Below are 17,635 nucleotides of genomic sequence, written 5' to 3' on the forward strand. Positions count from 1 at the left end.
CGTTTGTGATTGGAATGGGTATGTCTAGCTCGACTCAAGTCAGCTAAACCAGTCATTCCTTGCTCGCGGAAACGGTTGATCCATTTGTAGCCTGTTTTACGAGCTATGCCATAACGCTGGCACAGCTCGCTAATAGAAAATCGATGGCTAAGCCAATCTTCAATGAAAAGTTCTCTTTGGCTCATGATGCAAGTCTCTTCCCATGGCATAAGCTTCTCCTCTTCGAAGCTTACACATTAGCACTTGTTACCCATGTGCCTGGTTAGAACTGTTACCTATGAGCCCGGTCAATACCCGCTTAAAGAAGACCCCTGCCTGCGCAGGGGTGACGATAAATTTGAGTTAGTGAAACTGGCTAAACACCAATTACTTCATCTCAACCCAGTATTCTTTGTTCGCTTCAATCAGGTCATCCAAAATCGCTTTCGCAACCGTTGCGCTTGGAATCGTCGCTGACAGCGTTAGCGCTTGCCATAGTTTTTGGTAAGAGCCCTCAACGTGCGCTTCCACTACCAGCTTCTCAACCGAAACTTGTTGGCTCATCATGCCTTTTTGGAACTCAGGAATCGCGCCAACTTGCAGCGGCTTCGCACCTGTGTTGTCGACGATACATGGGATTTCTACCATGGCTGTTGGGTCAAAGTTCGCGATGGCGCCGTTGTTTGGAACGATGAGCAGCATGCGCTCTTTGGTGTTGAATGCAATCGCTGTTGCTAGGTCAACAATGTAAGACGCGTGCTCTTCGACTTCGATGGTTGTGTCTACCGCTGTGCCAGCGGCAATGATGCGGTGACATTCTGTGAACACTTCTTTTTCACGGCCTTCCATCACTTCGTTTGCACGAGTGAACTCTTTGTTAGAGTGCTCTACTACGTAGTCTGGGTACATGTAGTACTTGAGGTACGTGTTTGGAATCGTTTCTGGGTCAAGTGCGTACACGTCACGAACTTTGATGAAGGTTTGCTTCCAAGATTCGTCTGTGTGCTGTGCACCGTTCATTGCGCTTGGTGGCAAGTAGCCGTTCTCTTTGATGTACTCTTTGATGCGTGGCATCAAGTCTTCACCCGTTTTCGCATCTTTGAACTCTTTCCACCAACCGAAGTGGTTTAGGCCGTAGTACATGATGTCGAACTGTTTGCGGTCTTCGTAGCCAAGGATCTCTGCAATACGAGTTTCGATACCAATTGGCATGTCACAGATGTTAAGCACTTTTGAGTTAGGGCGCATTACGCGGCACGCTTCAGCGACGATAGCTGCTGGGTTTGAGTAGTTCAGCATCCAAGCGTTTGGCGAGTATTTTTCCATGTAGTCAATCATTTCGATAACTGCAGGGATTGAGCGAAGGCCATAAGCCACACCGCCAGCACCACAGGTTTCTTGGCCTACACAGCCGTGGCGTAGAGGAATTTTCTCGTCTTGCTCACGCATTGCGTAAAGACCAGCACGAATATGAGCCATACAGAAGTCGATGTCTGTGAATGCTTCTTCAGGATCGGTGGTGTATGAGAACTCAATGTGCGGTGCACGCTCTTTTAGCAAGATTTTGCACGCTTCAGCGATAGTCTCTTGGCGCTGAGCGAAGTTGTCGTAGAATTTCAGTTTGCGGATTGGAAAACGCTCTTGGTTTTCAAGCAGCATCATAACGATGCCAGGAGTGAAAGTTGAGCCGCCGCCTGCGATAACTACTGAGAATTCTTTTTTCATGATATGCCTCACTTGGACTAGGGCGGTACGCTACCGCCCTTTGGTAGTATGTTGTTATTATCTGTTTTGTTTACGTTATTGGACTAGATGGATTATCTAGGTATTGCTATTCGTTTCTCTTGGACTAAGTGACCGGAGCCAGTGTCATGTCGACAGTTTTAGAAGCGCTGTAGATTTTTTCGCACTCTTCTCTAAGCTGAGGGACATTCAGTCCGATGATGACTTGGATGGCTTTACCGTTTTTCACGAGGTTCACCGCACCAGTTTCCATAAAGTATTCTGCTGTTTGAACTTTGCTTGGGTCTTTGACCGTGACGCGAAGTCTGGTCGCACAGTTACTTAGATCTTCGATGTTATGAACGCCGCCCAAACCTTCGATGGTTTCTACTGCTTGGATTTGTAGTGGGGTTGCTGTACCTGCACCACCTTTACCAGTAATGCCGTGTTTCTCATTGAAGTCTTTTTTAGTGTGCAACTTCATTTCTGCTTCGCCGCGACCTGCAATTGGCACATCAAACTTGACGATGAGGTATTTGAACGTCACGTAGTAGATGGCTGTGAAGCACAGACCGATAGCAATTTGAGTCACGACCATGCCAGTGTGGTTGCCCAGTAGTGGGATCCAGTTACCTGTTGCAAATTCAATCAAGCCACCACCCATGTTGCCGACCACACCAAAGGTGTACATCACCATCGCCATAGTGCCTGCAAGAATCGCGTGGATTGCGAATAGCCAAGGCGCGATGAATAGGAAGGTAAACTCAAGTGGTTCAGTGATACCTACCAATACTGCGGTTAACGTTGCTGGGATAAGAAGTGCCGCAACTTTTTGACGGTTTTCAGGTTTTGCGGTGTGGTACATTGCTAGCGCAATACCAGTACAACCGAAGATCTTAGAGTTACCGTGCAGTGCAAAGCCGCCAGCAGGGAAGAGATCTTTCATTGATTGGGTTGATTGCGTGAACGCCTCTAAGTTAGTAAACCAGTCAACCGTGATGCCATTTGGCGTCGCTACGTTACCGAATACAAATGGTGCGTAGACGAAGTGGTGCAGACCTGTCGGGATCAAGATGCGTTCTAGGAAGGTGTATAGCCACACACCGAATGAACCTGAGCTAACTAAGAAACCTTGCAGGTTAAGAATGCCGTGCTGGATTGAAGGCCAGATGTAAAGCGTTAACCAAGCCGCTGGCAGCATGGCAAAGAATGAAATCATGGCAACAAATGACGCACCTTGGAAGATACCTAGATAAGCAGGTAGCTGTTTTTCAAAAGTACGGTTGTGGATCCAGGTAACAAAACCAGAGATGATGATGGCACCAAAGATACCAGTGTCCAGCGTTTTAATACCTGCAATTTCAGTCAGACCCGATGTACCACCAATCGCTTGAGAGAAATCGACATCGAAGAACTCACCCCAGAATCCACCCATCGCACCAACAAAGTAGTTGAAGGTTAGGTAGGAAACCATGACCACCATAACGGCACGAGCATGAGCGGTTTTAGCAAGGCCAATCGGCAGGCCTACGGCAAAAAGTAGCGCCATGTTACGGAAGATAGTCCAGCCACCTTCTTCAATGACTTGTAAAACTTGATAGTACAAACCGTCTTTATCAGCGAGGTCGCCAACAAAGATGGGGTTTTTGAGAACAATGGTCAGTCCCACTAAGATCCCGACAAAAGGAAACAGCAAAACTGGGGTAAACATTGCTCCACCTAAGCGTTGTATAGCACTTAACATGGAAGGGTCCTTTTTGTTATTGGTATAGATTTTTGTTTTTGTAATTCTTGTGTCTCTCGACAGGTCTTAAGTTACTCCTGAAAATAAAACATAACAAATCAATAATAAGTAAATTGTGATTGAGTACAAATAAAGCATGTATTATGTGATTTGGAGCATAAAAAGAGACCTATAAAGGATGTTTTGTGGCGATAGCGCTGAGTTGTGACGAGGTTAGTACGATTGGTTATTGATTTGTACTTTTAGTGGTGATAGCGTGGTACCTAAGAGGTGAAAACATGTTATACAAAAAGGTAATGCAGGATTTAAAGTCCCGCATTGACTCAGAAGAGTTCGCCATTGGCGATACCCTTCCTACCGAGCGAGATCTTATCGACGCCTATTCAGTGAGTCGTATTACGGTGCGCAAGGCGATAGAAGAACTAGTGAAGCTGGGCTTGGTTGAGAAGCGCCAAGGCGCAGGCTCTACGGTTATCGGTAAGACCATGACTGGCTCGATGTCGAATTTGCGTAGCACTAGCGAATACATGAGTGATGCAGGGACTAAGCTCGAGTACAAAGTGGTCGAGTTTACTCTGATGGATCCTGATGAAGAGGTGGCTGCTGCGCTAAAAATTGGCTCCGATGAGAAAGTGTATTTTATCCGCCGCTTTAAGCTGATAAATGGCGTCCCTTCCATTTACGAAGACTCATTCATGCCAGTCGCTATGTTCCCGCAAATGAACATCATGTCTTTGCAAGGCTCGAAGTACCAATATCTTGAAAAAGAGTTGGGCTTGCATATAGACGGTGCACTCCAGGATTTTGAAGCGGTTATGCCAGACGAGCACTTATGCGAAGTGTTTGAGCTATCTCCAGAGGTGCCTATTATTCGCCTTCTTTCGACAGGTAAGCTCAGCGATGGCAGCATCTTTGAATACACTAAGCTGTACTTCAAACCGAACACGTATTCGTACAAGCATTATCTAAAGCGCTAACCAGACCAATGCCGAGGAATTCTTCTTGGCATTGATTCCTACACTCCTTTCTTGACTCTCTCATACCTAACTCTATACAAAGCATTACAGGCCTTGACAGCATAAATATATAGACTAATTGTTGAAGTGCGGGCTCCAATTCTCCTTATTTATGAATTCATGGGGAATTTACAGAGAATTGACTTAGTATGCTTTTCTCATACGCTCAACCTGAGTAAAGTTTGCCGCCAAACCCCTGAAATTAACCGAATCCAAGGGCGTCTATGCTGTCTACAATTCTTCATTTCGACCAATCAACAAACACTCCAACTGATATTGCTCGCTCACATCGCGCTGCGTTGATCTGGTGTTTTGTGTACGCTGTGGCTTGGTCATTGGTTTCTTATCACCTTGATCCAACAGTGCCTTATGATGCTGTTGAGGCGTTAAACTGGGCCAGCAATGGAGAGTGGGGCAGCCCAAATAACCCATGGTTTGTGGGTTTTGTAGCGCGTATTTTGCTGATTTCATCGTCTACGGAGTTTGCATCGGCATTTTGGTATGTAGGCCACTTTAGTGTGGTTGCTGTAGGTATGCTAGGTTGCTACCGTTTGGCGTATAAGCTGACGGACTCAATCGCGTTAGCTTGGCTTGGTATGCTGACATTGAACTTGTCAGGGGTCATCAATTTCGATGCCATTCCTTACAATGATAACTATCTTCTGTTTGGCTCTTGGTCTTGGCTACTGCTGATGTTCGTTAAGGCTGTTTACGAAGACTCAAGATGGTGGATCCCGTATGGAATTTTGGCAGGCTGCTCGGCGATGGCGAAATACACCACGTTTGCACCTGTCGCGATGGTCTTCATTTTAAGCTTGGCAGTACCGAGCGTCCGTCGTAACTGGAGCGATCGTAATTTCTATATTGGTATCGCGGCTTTTCTCGCTTTGGTCACTCCAAACTTCTTTTGGATGTTTGCTAATAATTTCTCTTCGGTGAAATGGGTGAGCGGCCAAGTTTCGGCTCAACTTAGCCCGGGCAGTTGGCTGGCGCTTCTGTCGGTCTTTTACCCGCTTATTTTACTTGCAGGTTTGCTAGGTAAACGTGGTCTGCGCTTTACTAAAAATGTACCGGAAAAGGTTTGGCTAACTACATTTGTTTTGCTGGCACCGCTGGTGGTGATTATGGCGTGGTTTACGTTCCATAAAGGCGGCCGACTCGTTGAGTGGTTGCATCCATTCTTTATGCCAGCACCGGCGGTATTGGTCGCGTTTTTAGCCAAAGATGTGATTGGTCAGCTGTCACGCGCATACAAAGTTCTGGTGACAATGGCGCTGCTGATGATCGTTGGTTACAGCTCAGTTATGGTTTGTAACGTACGCAATGCAGGCCAGAATTTTGAAGGCGTTAAAGTGTTAGCGCATGATGCAGAAACATTCTGGTATGAGAACACGGATAAGCCCCTCAAGCTGGTGGGCGGCGCAGAAATCTCAGAATGGATGACATTCTACATCGCACCGCACCCAGAAATGTCAAACCGCTGGAGCAACGAGACGCTACCGAATGTTTACAACCGCCATGTCACAGCGGGAAAGATTGAATCACAAGGTGTGTTGTTGCTGAGTCATGTAGGTGAAGGTTGTGAAGGTCAGACGTTTAGACGTTTTACTGAAGAATGGCCGCAGTTTGAAGTGACAGTGACTAAGCAGATTGCCTATCAAGATTCTTCTCAAGAGCCGGTACAGCAGATTTGCTTGGGGATGATAGCGCCGAAAGAGTGATTTAGTTTTGGCGATGCGACGATAGGAGCGAGCCTGTAGTTCTCCCCCTTAATAAGGGGGAGTTAGAGGGGGGTGCTCTTGATTTTTTCTCATTAATTTAATGTGTTACAGAGATAAAAACGAAGAGCAAAGAGCACCCCTCCCAGCCTCCCCTTATTAAGAGGAGGAGCAAACTGGCTCACTGCGTGTCGCCTGATCTAGAACCAACGCCCACCATCAAGCCACTTTGATCCCATCCAAATGCTGCTTGCACTGCGCTCTTGCGGTACCAAAAAATGCTTGCAGATAATGTTTATCCTTTTCCCCATTGCGAACAGCTGCAAACAGTCTGCGCCATAGTCCTTCACCTAATGGCTTGCTGGTGATCAAGCCTTGACGGGAAAACTCACTGACTGCCCAGTTTGGTAGAGCGGCTACACCAAGACCAGCAGAGACCATTTGTACCAACATTAGAGTGTTGTCCGCTTGTTTCCACTTGTTTGGCTCTACGCCTGCTGGCGTGAGGAAGTGTTTAACGACATCTAGGCGCTGCTTTTGCACCGGATAAGTCAAAAGGGTTTGGTCCGCTAGATCGCTTGGCTCGATATGATCTTTTCCTGCCAAAGGATGAGAGATTGAGGTAACAAGGCGCATTTCGAAGTCGAATAGGGGTTCGTAGTGGATTTCTGAGCGTGGTTGGATGTCTGACGTGATCACCAAATCCAGCTCTCCGCCTACGAGAGCGGGGATGGGTTCAAAGCCAAAGCCTGAGGAGAAATCCAACTCAACATGTGGCCAAGCAAGTTGATACTCTTTCAGGGCTGGCATTAACCATTGGAAGCAAGAATGGCAGTCGATAGCCATATGGAGGCGACCGTTAACGTCTTCTTTAAGTCCGGCTAAGTCACCTTCGGCTTGGGCGATGCGTGGTAGAACGTCGTTAGCGAGATTAAGCAGGATCTCGCCTTCAGAGGTGAATTTCACTGGTCGAGTTTTGCGAATGAATAGTGGCGAGCCAATACGAGCCTCGAGATCTTTCAGTTGATGAGAGAGTGCTGATTGCGTTAAGTGCAGTGAGGTTGCGGTAGCGGTTAGTGAGCCGGTATCGCGCAGTGATGCCAGTGTTTTTAAGTGTTTAAGCTCTATCATGAAAATCCCTCATCCTTAATCCCTTTCCATTAACTTACCGTGCTTTGGAGTATAAGTAAACGTCTAGACGTCTAAATGATGTTTTCTTATTGCATGAGAAAGATTCATATTCTTTGTGAATGAATTGCGATTGTTCATATTGCTTTGCTGGGTGATGCTTTAGCCATCCAGACTGCTAATGAATAAAAAGGACAACATCATGACAGCAACTCATATTCTTGGTTACCCGCGTATCGGTGAAAAGCGTGAACTGAAATTTGCTTTAGAACAGTATTGGCGTGGCGAGCTTGACCAGCAAGGCTTGAAGCTGGTCGCTGCTAAAATCCGTAAACAAAACTGGGAACGCCAAAAACAAGACGGCCTCGACTATGTAACCGTCGGTGACTTTGCATGGTACGACCATGTACTTGGTACCAGTCTACTTTTAGGTCACGTGCCAAAGCGACACAATAACGGTTTCCCGGATCTAGACACGCTATTTCGTATTGGCCGAGGTCAGTCTCAAACGGATTGTGGCTGTGCTGGGGAAGCCGCTTCGGATATGACTAAGTGGTTTAACACCAATTACCACTACATTGTTCCAGAGTTTTCCTCAGAAGATCAGTTTAAAGTGAGTTGGACTCAGCTGTTCGATGAAATTAATGAAGCGCAGCAGCAAGGTCATAAAGTGAAGCCGGTACTGCTTGGTCCGTTGAGTTACCTTTACCTGGGTAAAGAAGTAGAACAGGGCTTTGATCGCTTGTCACTACTACCACGAGTACTGACTGCTTATCAGGCTATTTTCGCTAAATTTGAAAAACTCGGCATTGAATGGGTACAAGTGGATGAACCTATCTTAGCGCTGGAGCTTGAAAAGCCGTGGTTGGACAGCTTTAAGCTCGCTTATCAGGTGATCCGCAGTGATGTGAAAGTACTGCTTGCGACCTACTTTGACTCTGTTGTGGACTCACTTGACGCGATTGTTGAGCTTGAGGTTGACGGTTTACATGTTGATGCCGTTGCCGCGCCAAACCAATTGGATGAAGTGGTTAATCGTCTGCCAAGTGATTGGGTGCTGTCAGCGGGTATCATCAATGGTCGTAATGTTTGGCGTGCTAATCTGCACAGCGCTTTGCGGACATTAAAGCCAGTAAAAGCAATCTTGGGTGAGCGCCTTTGGGTGGGGTCTTCATGTTCTTTGCTCCACAGCCCTGTGAATGCTGAGTTAGAAACTAAGTTGCCTCAAGGTACCGAAAACTGGTTCTCGTTTGCCAAGCAAAAAGTATCCGAGGTCTCTTGGCTTGCCAAAGCACTTGATGGTGATAAACAAGCAATAGAGCACTGCGCCCAGTATAGTCAACCTATCTTAGATCGTGCTCGTTCAACGTGGGTGAATAAACCCCAAGTTCAAAGCCGTGTCGCGACGCTAGCTTCTACCCATGGCGACCGCAGCGCTCCGTATGCTGAGCGTGCCCATCATCAACAAGAAGTACTTAAGTTACCTAAGCTCCCAACGACGACGATTGGCTCGTTTCCTCAGACTGCCGAAGTGCGTAAAAGCCGCGCCGCTTTCAAGCGTGGTGATATCACCATCGCGGAGTATGAATCACTCATGAAAGGCTTCATCAAAGATACCGTGAAGCGCCAAGAGGCGACGGGTCTGGACGTGCTAGTGCACGGGGAAGCTGAGCGTAATGATATGGTGGAGTACTTTGCCGAGAACTTATCGGGCTTCCAAACCACAGAATTTGGCTGGGTACAAAGCTATGGTTCGCGCTGCGTTAAACCGGCAATTGTCGTCGCTGATATTGAGCGTGATAAATCAATTACTGTGGATTGGTCTACCTATGCGCAATCACTGACTGATAAACCAATGAAGGGCATGCTAACTGGACCTGTGACCATTTTGTGCTGGACCTTCCCGCGTGAAGATGTCTCTCGTGAGACGATTGCCAACCAATTGGCGTTTGCGTTGCAAGATGAAGTCGATGCGCTGCAGCAAGCAAGCATCAATATCATTCAAATTGATGAGCCTGCGATTCGTGAAGGCCTGCCGCTGAAAAAACGCGACCACAAAGAATACTTAGATTGGGCGGTGAAAGCGTTCAAGGTTTCAGCGGCGAGTGCAAGGCCGGAAACCCAGATTCACACTCATATGTGTTACAGCGAGTTTAACGAGATTATCGAGTCGGTGGCGGAATTGGATGCTGATGTGATTACGATTGAGACATCTCGCTCTAACATGGAGCTGTTGAACGCATTTGAAGAGTTTAACTATCCGAATGAGATTGGTCCTGGTGTGTACGATATTCACTCGCCAAACATTCCGAAAGTTGAGTGGATTGAACAGTTAATTGAAAAAGCTGCGAAACGTATCCCGGTTGAGAGACTTTGGGTTAACCCAGATTGCGGCCTTAAAACGCGTAACTGGGAAGAGACAGAAGCGTCGCTAACGAACTTGGTACAAGCGGCGAAGAACTTGCGAGAGCGTTTATTGTGATAGGGTGTAGATTGTAGAATGAAAAAGAGGCTTGTTAATGCAAGCCTCTTTGTTTTGATCGTCAATTGATTATGATCGTTTGGCTACTGTGGTAGCGGCTTTTGACAATACTGCTGATTGACAATTTGGTCGATCATTAACTGACCGCGAGCGTTACGGATCATAATGCGATAGCCCAGTCCAAGCTCTAGGTTGGCTTTCACTTCACGATCAGTACAGTAGTAGTTCATGCTGTTACGCAAAACTTGATCTAACGGCAGTGCACCTTTGGCATCGGTGTTATAAATCATCATGATTTCAACAATGCCTTTGCTTGCCGATGCTTTCATAATTGAGAGCGGGCCTTGCTCAATCGGTAATCCGGAGGAAATAACGCTCGCTCGGCTTTGCGCTAACAGCTCGAGTTTACGGCGTTCATCGTCGCCATTGCTTGAACAACCAGCCAGCGCGGTAAGCGCAGCGATTGCTAGCCAACTTAATGTTTTTTTCATTGTGCTATTTATCGCTTTTAGAATACTTTCTTGAATGGTTTGACGATTACGTTCTCATAAACGCCGGCTTCAATGTATGGATCGGCATCTGCCCATGCTTGTGCAGCGTCTAGTGAGTCAAACTCTGCAATGACTGTGGATCCTGTAAACCCAGCTTCACCTGGATTATCACTATCAATGGCAGGCATCGGACCTGCGGTCAATAGACGACCTTCGTCTCTAAGTGCTTGAAGTCTTTCTAGGTGCTGTGGGCGTACACTCAGACGCTTTTCTAGCGAGTTCTCGACATCTTGAGAAAAAATAACGTACCACATATTTGTATCCTTCAAATAGTTCAGTAACTTAATTGTTCTATAAGATGTCATTTTTTCACTGAAAAGTCATCGTTGGCCGTTGCTTAATTTGGATTAATTGGACGTGGGCGCCCATTTGCATCAATTGCTACGTAGTTAAAGGTTGCGTCACAGACTTGATAACGTTCACCAACACCTTCGACGCTGACAGGTTTCACCCATACATCCAAGTTAATGGACATAGAAGTATTACCAATTTTGGTGCACTCACCGTAGCAGCAAACAACGTCACCGACCTTAACTGGGTGCTTAAACGTAATACTCGATACAGACACAGTAACAATTCGACCGTGAGAAATCTCTTTGGCAAGAATACCGCCCGCCAAGTCGAGTTGAGACATGATCCAACCACCGAAAATATCGCCATTGGCGTTGGTGTTTTCAGGCATTGCCAGCGTGCGAATGATTAACTGGCCTTTAGGAGTGTTCGATGTTGTATTTGTCATGTTTATTGTCTTCCAGAAACAGCACAGCGACCCGTAGGTCGCTGATTCTTAATCGTTCGCGGAGTATACAAAAGATCCACCGGTGATCAAGGTGTATGATCTTGGTTCTCATTTTTAGAGGCTTTATCTTGCTCTTCGTTCGATGCGTCTTTAGGCATGTGTTTGTAGATGTAAATGCCAGTAAACACAGTAAAGAGCAGGGTTGCAGCCAACAATCCAAACACCTTGAAGTTGACCCAAACATCAAGGGGCAGGGCGTAGGCTACGTAAATATTAAGGCCCGCGCAGAACGAGAAAAAACCCACCCATGCGAAGTTAACTTTAGCCCAAACTCGCTCAGGTAGTGTGATCTCTTTGCCCAGCATGCCTTTAATCAAGCCACGTCCCATTGCGTGTGTCACGGCAAGCGCTATCGCAAACAGCGCGTAAACAATGGTTACTTTCCACTTAATGAAGTTGTCATTATGGAAGAACAAGGTCATACCACCAAAAACAGCGACCATCGCAAAGGTAATCAACTGCATCTTCTCGACAGTTTTGTATAGCCAATATGTTACTGCAACTTGCACTGCGGTGGCGATGATAAGCGCTCCGGTAGCGACGTAGATATCCTGCATTTTGTACAGAACGAAGAAAATAATCAGAGGGATGAAATCGAGCAACTGCTTCATGGCTCAGAAAGACCTTTTTATAAATTGAGTCGCTAGTGTAACCAAAAGCCGCCTAAGAGCAAACGGCTGTTATCTCTTGGAAACAAGAACACAGTTTTCAGTTCTCGTACTGACTAGCACGTCAATTGCACCATAAAGCAGCAGCTATTGATAAATTGGCGCCTGAAAATGTTTACAGAATGTTAAAGCTGAGTTTTTGCTCTATTATTGAGTGTTGCGAAATTGTTGCATATGTTTTTACTTTCGATCGAACCTGTAGTAACTGATTGAATTATAAGTACTAATAATATCAATAACATTCAAGGAATACAGAATGAATCATGTAACACGTCAAGCTAGGTGGCTCATTGGAACCTCTACCGCTGTTATGGCGCTATCCGTCAACGCCGCAGAGTTTGTCGAGATGACAGATGCAACCAAGGCACAAGCGCTTATCGAAGCGCAGTTTAGTATCGCTCCTCAAGTAGATGCTTATACCGAAGTAAAGCGAGTAACGCTGCTTAATGGGAAGACTAAGGTAAAATATCAGCAGCTATATCAAGGGCTACCTGTCTATGATGCGACGATCACCTCAACCAAAGGAGAGCAGGGGATTTCTGAGGTTTATGGGGTGATGGCGCAAGGTTTAGCAAGTGATCTACCTGTTGTGAAACCGAATATATCCAGCGATGAAGCGCTGCAACTTGCAGAGCGTCATCACTTTAGTCTTCACCCGTCATTTGTTGATACGAAACCAGAGGTCGAGAACCGAAAATCGAAGTTGATGGTTCGCGTTGGTGAAGACCAAGTGGCACGCATGGTTTACCTAGTGGACTTTTTTGTCGCTGGCGATGAACCAGAAAGGCCGTTTATGTTTGTGGATGCAGAATCTGGTGACATTCTTGAGTCTTGGGATGGAATAAACCATGCGATGGCGACAGGGCCAGGCGGCAATGAGAAAACGGGTGCGTACTATTTTGGTCAGGACTTTCCTTCTATTTTGATGAGTAAGTCGGGGAATACCTGCACCATGTCGAACAGCAATGTTAAGACAGTCAACCTTAATGGCAGTACGTCAGGGTCTTCAGCGTTTAGCTATACCTGCAACGATTCAACCAACTATAACGACTACAAAACCGTGAACGGTGCTTATTCACCGATTAATGATGCGCAATATTTCGGTAATGTAGTGTTTGATATGTTCAAAGATTGGATGCAGACCGCACCACTCACGTTTCAGTTAACCATGCGTGTCCACTATGGTAACAACTATGAAAATGCCTTTTGGAACGGGTCATCCATGACTTTCGGTGACGGGAAAAACACCTTTTACCCTTTGGTTGATATTAACGTGAGTGCTCACGAGGTGAGCCATGGTTTTACTGAGCAAAACTCAGGATTGGTATACAAAAACATGTCTGGCGGTATGAACGAAGCTTATTCAGATATCGCCGGTGAAGCTGCAGAATACTACATGCGTGGCAGCGTCGATTGGCTGGTGGGCGCGGATATCTTTAAAGGAAATGGTGGATTGCGCTACTTTGATCAGCCATCTAAAGATGGCAAGAGTATCGATAATGCCTCGCAGTATTACGACGGGCTGAATGTGCATTACTCAAGCGGTGTGTTCAATCGTGCGTTCTACTTGCTAAGCACTAAGTACAATTGGGACATTAAGTCAGGTTTTCAGGTGTTTACACTAGCAAACCAAATGTACTGGGGAGCGAATAGTACTTTTGACCAAGGTGGCTGTGGTGTAGCGAAGGCCGCGGACGATCTGTCATTTAAACGCAGTGATGTCGTGAATGCGTTTGCGGAGGTTGGGGTGGATGCGAGTTGTGGCACTACGACGCCGACTCCTGGTAATGAACTGGTAATGGGTCAGCCGGTTACTGAGCTAAGTGGCAGCTACAACAGCACGGACTATTACACTTTTAGTGTCGATACGGACAAAATGGTGACGGTAGCGATCACGGGTGGTACTGGTGATGCGGATCTGTATGTGAAGAAAGGCGCGAAACCGACGACTTCCGATTTTGATTGTCGACCATACCGTGACGGCAACGTAGAGTCTTGCTCGGTAAGTGCGGTAGCAAATACCACTTATCATGTGATGCTGCGAGGTTACCGTGCTTACTCAAACGTGACGTTGTCGCTCAACTAGCAGCGGGTACTAGGTAAGTTTTTACACAGGACATAATAAAAAACGGGTTGTCCCTAAAGGTGACAACCCGTTTTGGTATTGAGTGTTAATACTAGGCTTGCTGTTTCTCAAGCTGTGCTTCTTGCTCAGCTTCTTCTTCAACCAATGCATCAACGATAACCGCACACGCAGCATCACCTGTGATGTTTAGCGCAGTACGAATCATGTCGAAGATACGGTCAAGAGCAAACAGAAGTGGTAGACCTTCGATTGGAATACCCGCAGCTAGTAGAACGGCTACAACAAGGAATGATGGACCAGGGACACCAGCTTGGCCAACTGCGCCCAATGTTGATGTCACGATGATCGCAATGTAAGCGCCCATTGAAAGGTCAATGTTGAACAGCTGCGCAAAGAAGATTGCCACTAGGCCGTAGTAGATAGCGTTACCAGACATGTTGATTGTCGCACCTAGCGGCAGAACAAACGATGCGGTTGAGTTCTTAACGCCAAGCTCTTTTTCAACGGTGTCCATTGTAACTGGTAGTGTTGCCATTGACGAAGCCGTTGATAGGGCAACTGCCTGTGGCTTTTTCATTGCGCTGATGAACTTCTTCGCAGATGTCTTAGTGAACAGTTGTATCATCAGTGGGTAAGCAACGAAACCGAAGATTAGGATCGCGGCGATGTAAACCACGAACAGCTTGAACACGACCATTAGTGCGCCAAAGCCGAACGTACCTACCGCTTCTGCCATAAGACCAAATACACCGATTGGTGCGATGACCATTACCTTGTTGATCATCCAAACCATGACGTCAACGATCGCGTTTACACCGTTAAGTAGTGGGTCGCGGCGAGTAGATTCTAGCTTAGATAGACCGATGCCGAAGAACAGGCAGAACACTAGGATCTGAAGGATGTTTGCTTCATTTAGCGACTGGAAAACGTTGGTTGGGATCATACCAGTGACGGTAGCCCAGAAAGTGGGTAGTTCACCTTTTGAAGCGTACTCAGCTGAGAACATGCCTTCGATACCCGCTGTATCGATGTTCACACCTGGTTGGAATACTTCGCCCATGATCAGAGCAAGTGCGACTGCAAGTGCTGACGTTAGACCGAAGTAAGCAAGCGTTGTTACGCCAACTTTACCTGCATTGCTGCTGTTGCCAAGACCGGCTGCACCTGAGATCAAAGCAACTGCAACCAGTGGGATCACTAACATCTTGATTAGATTAATGAAGATAGTACCCAGTGGAGCAAACATAGAAGCAGATTCACCCATCATAGCACCGATAAAGGTACCGAGGATCATTGCAATCACGACTTGGACGCCAATGTTATTTAGCATCAACTTTTCTTTTAACACTTCCTTAACTCCTGTGCTGATTATTTGTCAAATCCTAGTGTAGTCTTCTATTTGAACGGTAAATATTAGACTAATCGTCGATGGCAATTTTTACACTTATTTAGCACTTTGCGCAACAGCAGAAACCGAAATCATGAGAAAAAGCGTGAAAAAACCGAATAAATGGTGAACGAATACCCGAAAGCAAACGTTTGCTATTGGTTTTGAGAATGATTAGCGGTTGAATTCTATATTGGGCAATGACTTTGACGGAGGTGGGTAGAACGAAATGTAAAAAAAAGGTTGCACTGGAAGTGCAACCTATCAGGGGAGGATTTAGCTGATTAACGCTGAGTAGCGGCCTTCATAGATTTAACAAACTGAGACAGTTCGCTAAGCATGGTTTCTGGCGCATCAAGATTTTTCTCGATGATTTTTACCACAGCAGAGCCAGAAATTGCACCTGCTGCACCCGCATCCAATGCCTGTTTCACTTGCTCTGGCTCAGAAATGCCAAATCCAAGCAGTGATGGTGGAGCATCGTATTTATTGAGTTTGTCTAGCTGAGTGTTCATCGGCATGTTCGCTTTAGTCTCAGTGCCTGTAACACCGGAGCGAGAAAGCAGATAAGTATAACCGCCACCAAGTTTCGCTACTTGCTCGATCGTTTCTTCGCTTGCCGTTGGCGGAGCGATGAAGATTGGGTGTACGCCGTGCTTATGTGCTGCTTCGACAAACTCTTTGCTCTCGTTAGTCGGAACGTCAGCGATAAGCACTGAATCCACGCCTACATCTGCACACTGCTTGTAAAACGTATCAACACCTTTGGAATAAACTAGGTTGGCATACATTAGCAAGCCGATTGGCGTCTCTGGGTGCTTTTCACGAACCTTAGCTAGCATATCGAAGCAGATAGTTGGCGTTGTTTTCGCGTCCAATGCACGGATGTTTGCGCCTTGGATCGTTGGGCCGTCTGCCTGCGGATCTGAGAATGGCATACCTAGCTCTAATGCGTCGGCACCAGACTCAATCAAGGTTTCCATAATTTGCAGTGACAATTCTGGGCTAGGATCGCCCATAGTAACGAAAGGTACGAATGCGCCTTGGTTCTTCTCGCCTAGACGAGTGAACATCTCTTTATAACGATCTTGATTCAGGCTCATTACATTACTCCTTTGTCTTTCAAAATATCGTGTACAGTAAAGATATCTTTGTCACCGCGACCTGATAGGTTGACGACAAGTAGTTGTTCTTTTTCTGGGTTCTCACGAGCCATCTTAAGTGCGTAAGCTAGGGCGTGAGAAGATTCTAGCGCAGGTATAATACCCTCATGCTTCGCTAGCTCCTGGAATGCATCCAATGCTTCATCATCGGTAATCGCACCATATTCAGCACGACCTGTCGCATTTAGGTGGGCGTGTTGAGGACCCACCGATGGGAAGTCTAGACCTGCAGATACTGAGTACGACTCTTCAATTTGGCCATTTGGATCTTGCATCAGTGGTGCTTTCATTCCGAAGAAGATACCTGTAGTACCATGCTTTAGTGGTGCACCATGCTGGTCAGTATCGATGCCTAGACCTGCTGGCTCAACACCAATCAGGCGTACTGATTCTTCTTCGATAAAGTCTGCGAACATGCCGATAGCGTTAGAGCCTCCACCAACACAAGCAATCACGGCGTCTGGCAGTTTGCCTTCACGGGCCAATACTTGGTTTTTGGTCTCTTCACCAATCATGCGTTGGAACTCACGCACGATGGTTGGGAATGGGTGGGGACCTGCCGCAGTACCTAGTAGATAGTGCGCGTCTTCATAGCTTGCTGACCAGTCACGTAGCGCTTCGTTACATGCATCTTTCAGTGTTGAAGAGCCTGAGTGAACAGGAATCACTTCTGCACCCATTAGACGCATACGGAACACGTTCGGACTCTGACGCTCAACGTCTTTCGCACCCATGTAAACTCGACATTTGAGGTCAAGTAGAGCACACGCGAGTGCGGTTGCTACGCCGTGCTGACCTGCGCCTGTTTCTGCGATGATTTCTTTTTTGCCCATGCGCTTAGCAAGCAGTGCTTGACCAAGTACTTGGTTAGTTTTGTGCGCGCCACCGTGAAGGAGATCTTCACGCTTTAGGTACAGTTTGGTTCTAGTACCTTTTGTTAGGTTGCGAGTCAGTGTTAGCGCCGTTGGACGGCCTGCGTATTCTTGCAGTAGCTCCATGAACTCAGATTGAAACTCTGGGTCTTCTTGAGCGTCGATAAAAGCTTGCTCTAGTTGATCCAGTGCTGGCACCAAGATCTGTGGTACGAATTGTCCACCGTATTCGCCAAAGTAGGCATCTAATTTAGACATGGTTAATTCCTCAATAGTCAACTTGCTCGAGTACTCGCGTTGTCTTTGTTCTCGAGCAAGTT

At 46.6% G+C, this 17,635-nt stretch carries 15 protein-coding genes; 4 read left to right on the forward strand and 11 right to left on the reverse strand.

Annotation, left to right across the window (positions count from 1 at the left end):
- The 3 genes from L4C42_RS03110 to L4C42_RS03120 form a co-directional block, all read right to left on the reverse strand.
- The coding region (locus tag L4C42_RS03110) for a helix-turn-helix domain-containing protein (protein WP_429759304.1) at positions 1-209 on the reverse strand (209 nt) is incomplete at its 3' end.
- A gap of 157 nt (positions 210-366) precedes the next feature.
- Complete coding sequence (locus L4C42_RS03115) at positions 367-1,704, reverse strand: 6-phospho-alpha-glucosidase (protein ID WP_353496505.1); 1,338 nt, start codon at positions 1,702-1,704, stop codon at positions 367-369.
- A gap of 124 nt (positions 1,705-1,828) precedes the next feature.
- Positions 1,829-3,445: an alpha-glucoside-specific PTS transporter subunit IIBC gene (locus tag L4C42_RS03120; protein ID WP_353496504.1), complete on the reverse strand. Its 1,617-nt coding sequence runs from the start codon at positions 3,443-3,445 to the stop codon at positions 1,829-1,831.
- A gap of 278 nt (positions 3,446-3,723) precedes the next feature.
- Here L4C42_RS03120 and L4C42_RS03125 point away from each other — a divergent pair, with 278 nt between their 5' ends.
- Positions 3,724-4,422, forward strand: a complete 699-nt coding sequence (locus tag L4C42_RS03125) for a GntR family transcriptional regulator (RefSeq protein WP_353496503.1) — start codon at positions 3,724-3,726, stop codon at positions 4,420-4,422.
- Positions 4,423-4,685: 263 nt separating this feature from the next.
- A complete protein-coding gene (locus tag L4C42_RS03130) occupies positions 4,686-6,182 on the forward strand; it encodes an ArnT family glycosyltransferase (RefSeq protein WP_418642122.1) in 1,497 nt (498 codons plus the stop codon).
- Between the two features lie 216 nt (positions 6,183-6,398).
- Here L4C42_RS03130 and metR read toward each other — a convergent pair whose 3' ends face one another.
- Positions 6,399-7,310, reverse strand: coding sequence for an HTH-type transcriptional regulator MetR (gene metR, locus L4C42_RS03135; RefSeq protein WP_353496501.1), 912 nt, complete (start codon positions 7,308-7,310; stop codon positions 6,399-6,401).
- 199 nt (positions 7,311-7,509) lie between these two features.
- On the opposite strand from metR, the gene metE reads away from it, so the two are divergent.
- The gene (gene metE / locus L4C42_RS03140; RefSeq protein WP_418642123.1) at positions 7,510-9,789 is read left to right on the forward strand and encodes a 5-methyltetrahydropteroyltriglutamate--homocysteine S-methyltransferase; all 2,280 of its coding nucleotides are present in this window, start codon (positions 7,510-7,512) and stop codon (positions 9,787-9,789) included.
- A gap of 83 nt (positions 9,790-9,872) precedes the next feature.
- Here metE and L4C42_RS03145 read toward each other — a convergent pair whose 3' ends face one another.
- The 4 genes from L4C42_RS03145 to L4C42_RS03160 all read right to left on the reverse strand — a co-directional run bounded on the left by L4C42_RS03145 (position 9,873) and on the right by L4C42_RS03160 (position 11,750).
- On the reverse strand, positions 9,873-10,280 hold the full coding sequence (locus L4C42_RS03145) for a GspS/AspS pilotin family protein (RefSeq protein WP_418642124.1): 408 nt from the start codon (positions 10,278-10,280) through the stop codon (positions 9,873-9,875).
- 17 nt (positions 10,281-10,297) lie between these two features.
- Positions 10,298-10,594: a YciI family protein gene (locus L4C42_RS03150; RefSeq protein WP_112461010.1), complete on the reverse strand. Its 297-nt coding sequence runs from the start codon at positions 10,592-10,594 to the stop codon at positions 10,298-10,300.
- 83 nt (positions 10,595-10,677) lie between these two features.
- The gene (yciA, locus tag L4C42_RS03155; RefSeq protein ID WP_112461011.1) at positions 10,678-11,079 is read right to left on the reverse strand and encodes an acyl-CoA thioester hydrolase YciA; all 402 of its coding nucleotides are present in this window, start codon (positions 11,077-11,079) and stop codon (positions 10,678-10,680) included.
- An 86-nt stretch (positions 11,080-11,165) separates the two neighbouring features.
- Entirely contained in the window at positions 11,166-11,750 is a 585-nt protein-coding gene (locus L4C42_RS03160) for a septation protein A (RefSeq protein ID WP_353496498.1), read from the reverse strand.
- A gap of 313 nt (positions 11,751-12,063) precedes the next feature.
- Here L4C42_RS03160 and L4C42_RS03165 point away from each other — a divergent pair, with 313 nt between their 5' ends.
- On the forward strand, positions 12,064-13,893 hold the full coding sequence (locus L4C42_RS03165; protein WP_429759310.1) for a M4 family metallopeptidase: 1,830 nt from the start codon (positions 12,064-12,066) through the stop codon (positions 13,891-13,893).
- A gap of 91 nt (positions 13,894-13,984) precedes the next feature.
- Here the strand turns inward: L4C42_RS03165 and L4C42_RS03170 are convergent, their stop codons facing one another.
- From L4C42_RS03170 to trpB, 3 genes are all read right to left on the reverse strand, one after another.
- The gene (locus L4C42_RS03170; RefSeq protein ID WP_353496497.1) at positions 13,985-15,223 is read right to left on the reverse strand and encodes a dicarboxylate/amino acid:cation symporter; all 1,239 of its coding nucleotides are present in this window, start codon (positions 15,221-15,223) and stop codon (positions 13,985-13,987) included.
- 341 nt (positions 15,224-15,564) lie between these two features.
- Positions 15,565-16,383 carry a tryptophan synthase subunit alpha gene (trpA, locus tag L4C42_RS03175; RefSeq protein WP_353496496.1) on the reverse strand — a complete coding sequence of 273 codons (819 nt, stop codon included), beginning with the start codon at positions 16,381-16,383 and terminating at the stop codon, positions 15,565-15,567.
- Complete coding sequence (trpB, locus tag L4C42_RS03180) at positions 16,383-17,573, reverse strand: tryptophan synthase subunit beta (protein WP_418642126.1); 1,191 nt, start codon at positions 17,571-17,573, stop codon at positions 16,383-16,385. Before trpB ends, trpA begins: the two co-directional genes overlap by 1 nt.
- Positions 17,574-17,635 lie beyond the last annotated feature (62 nt).

It is taken from the genome of Vibrio wakamikoensis, assembly GCF_050337275.1.
In the GTDB taxonomy this organism is placed as follows: domain Bacteria; phylum Pseudomonadota; class Gammaproteobacteria; order Enterobacterales; family Vibrionaceae; genus Vibrio; species Vibrio chaetopteri.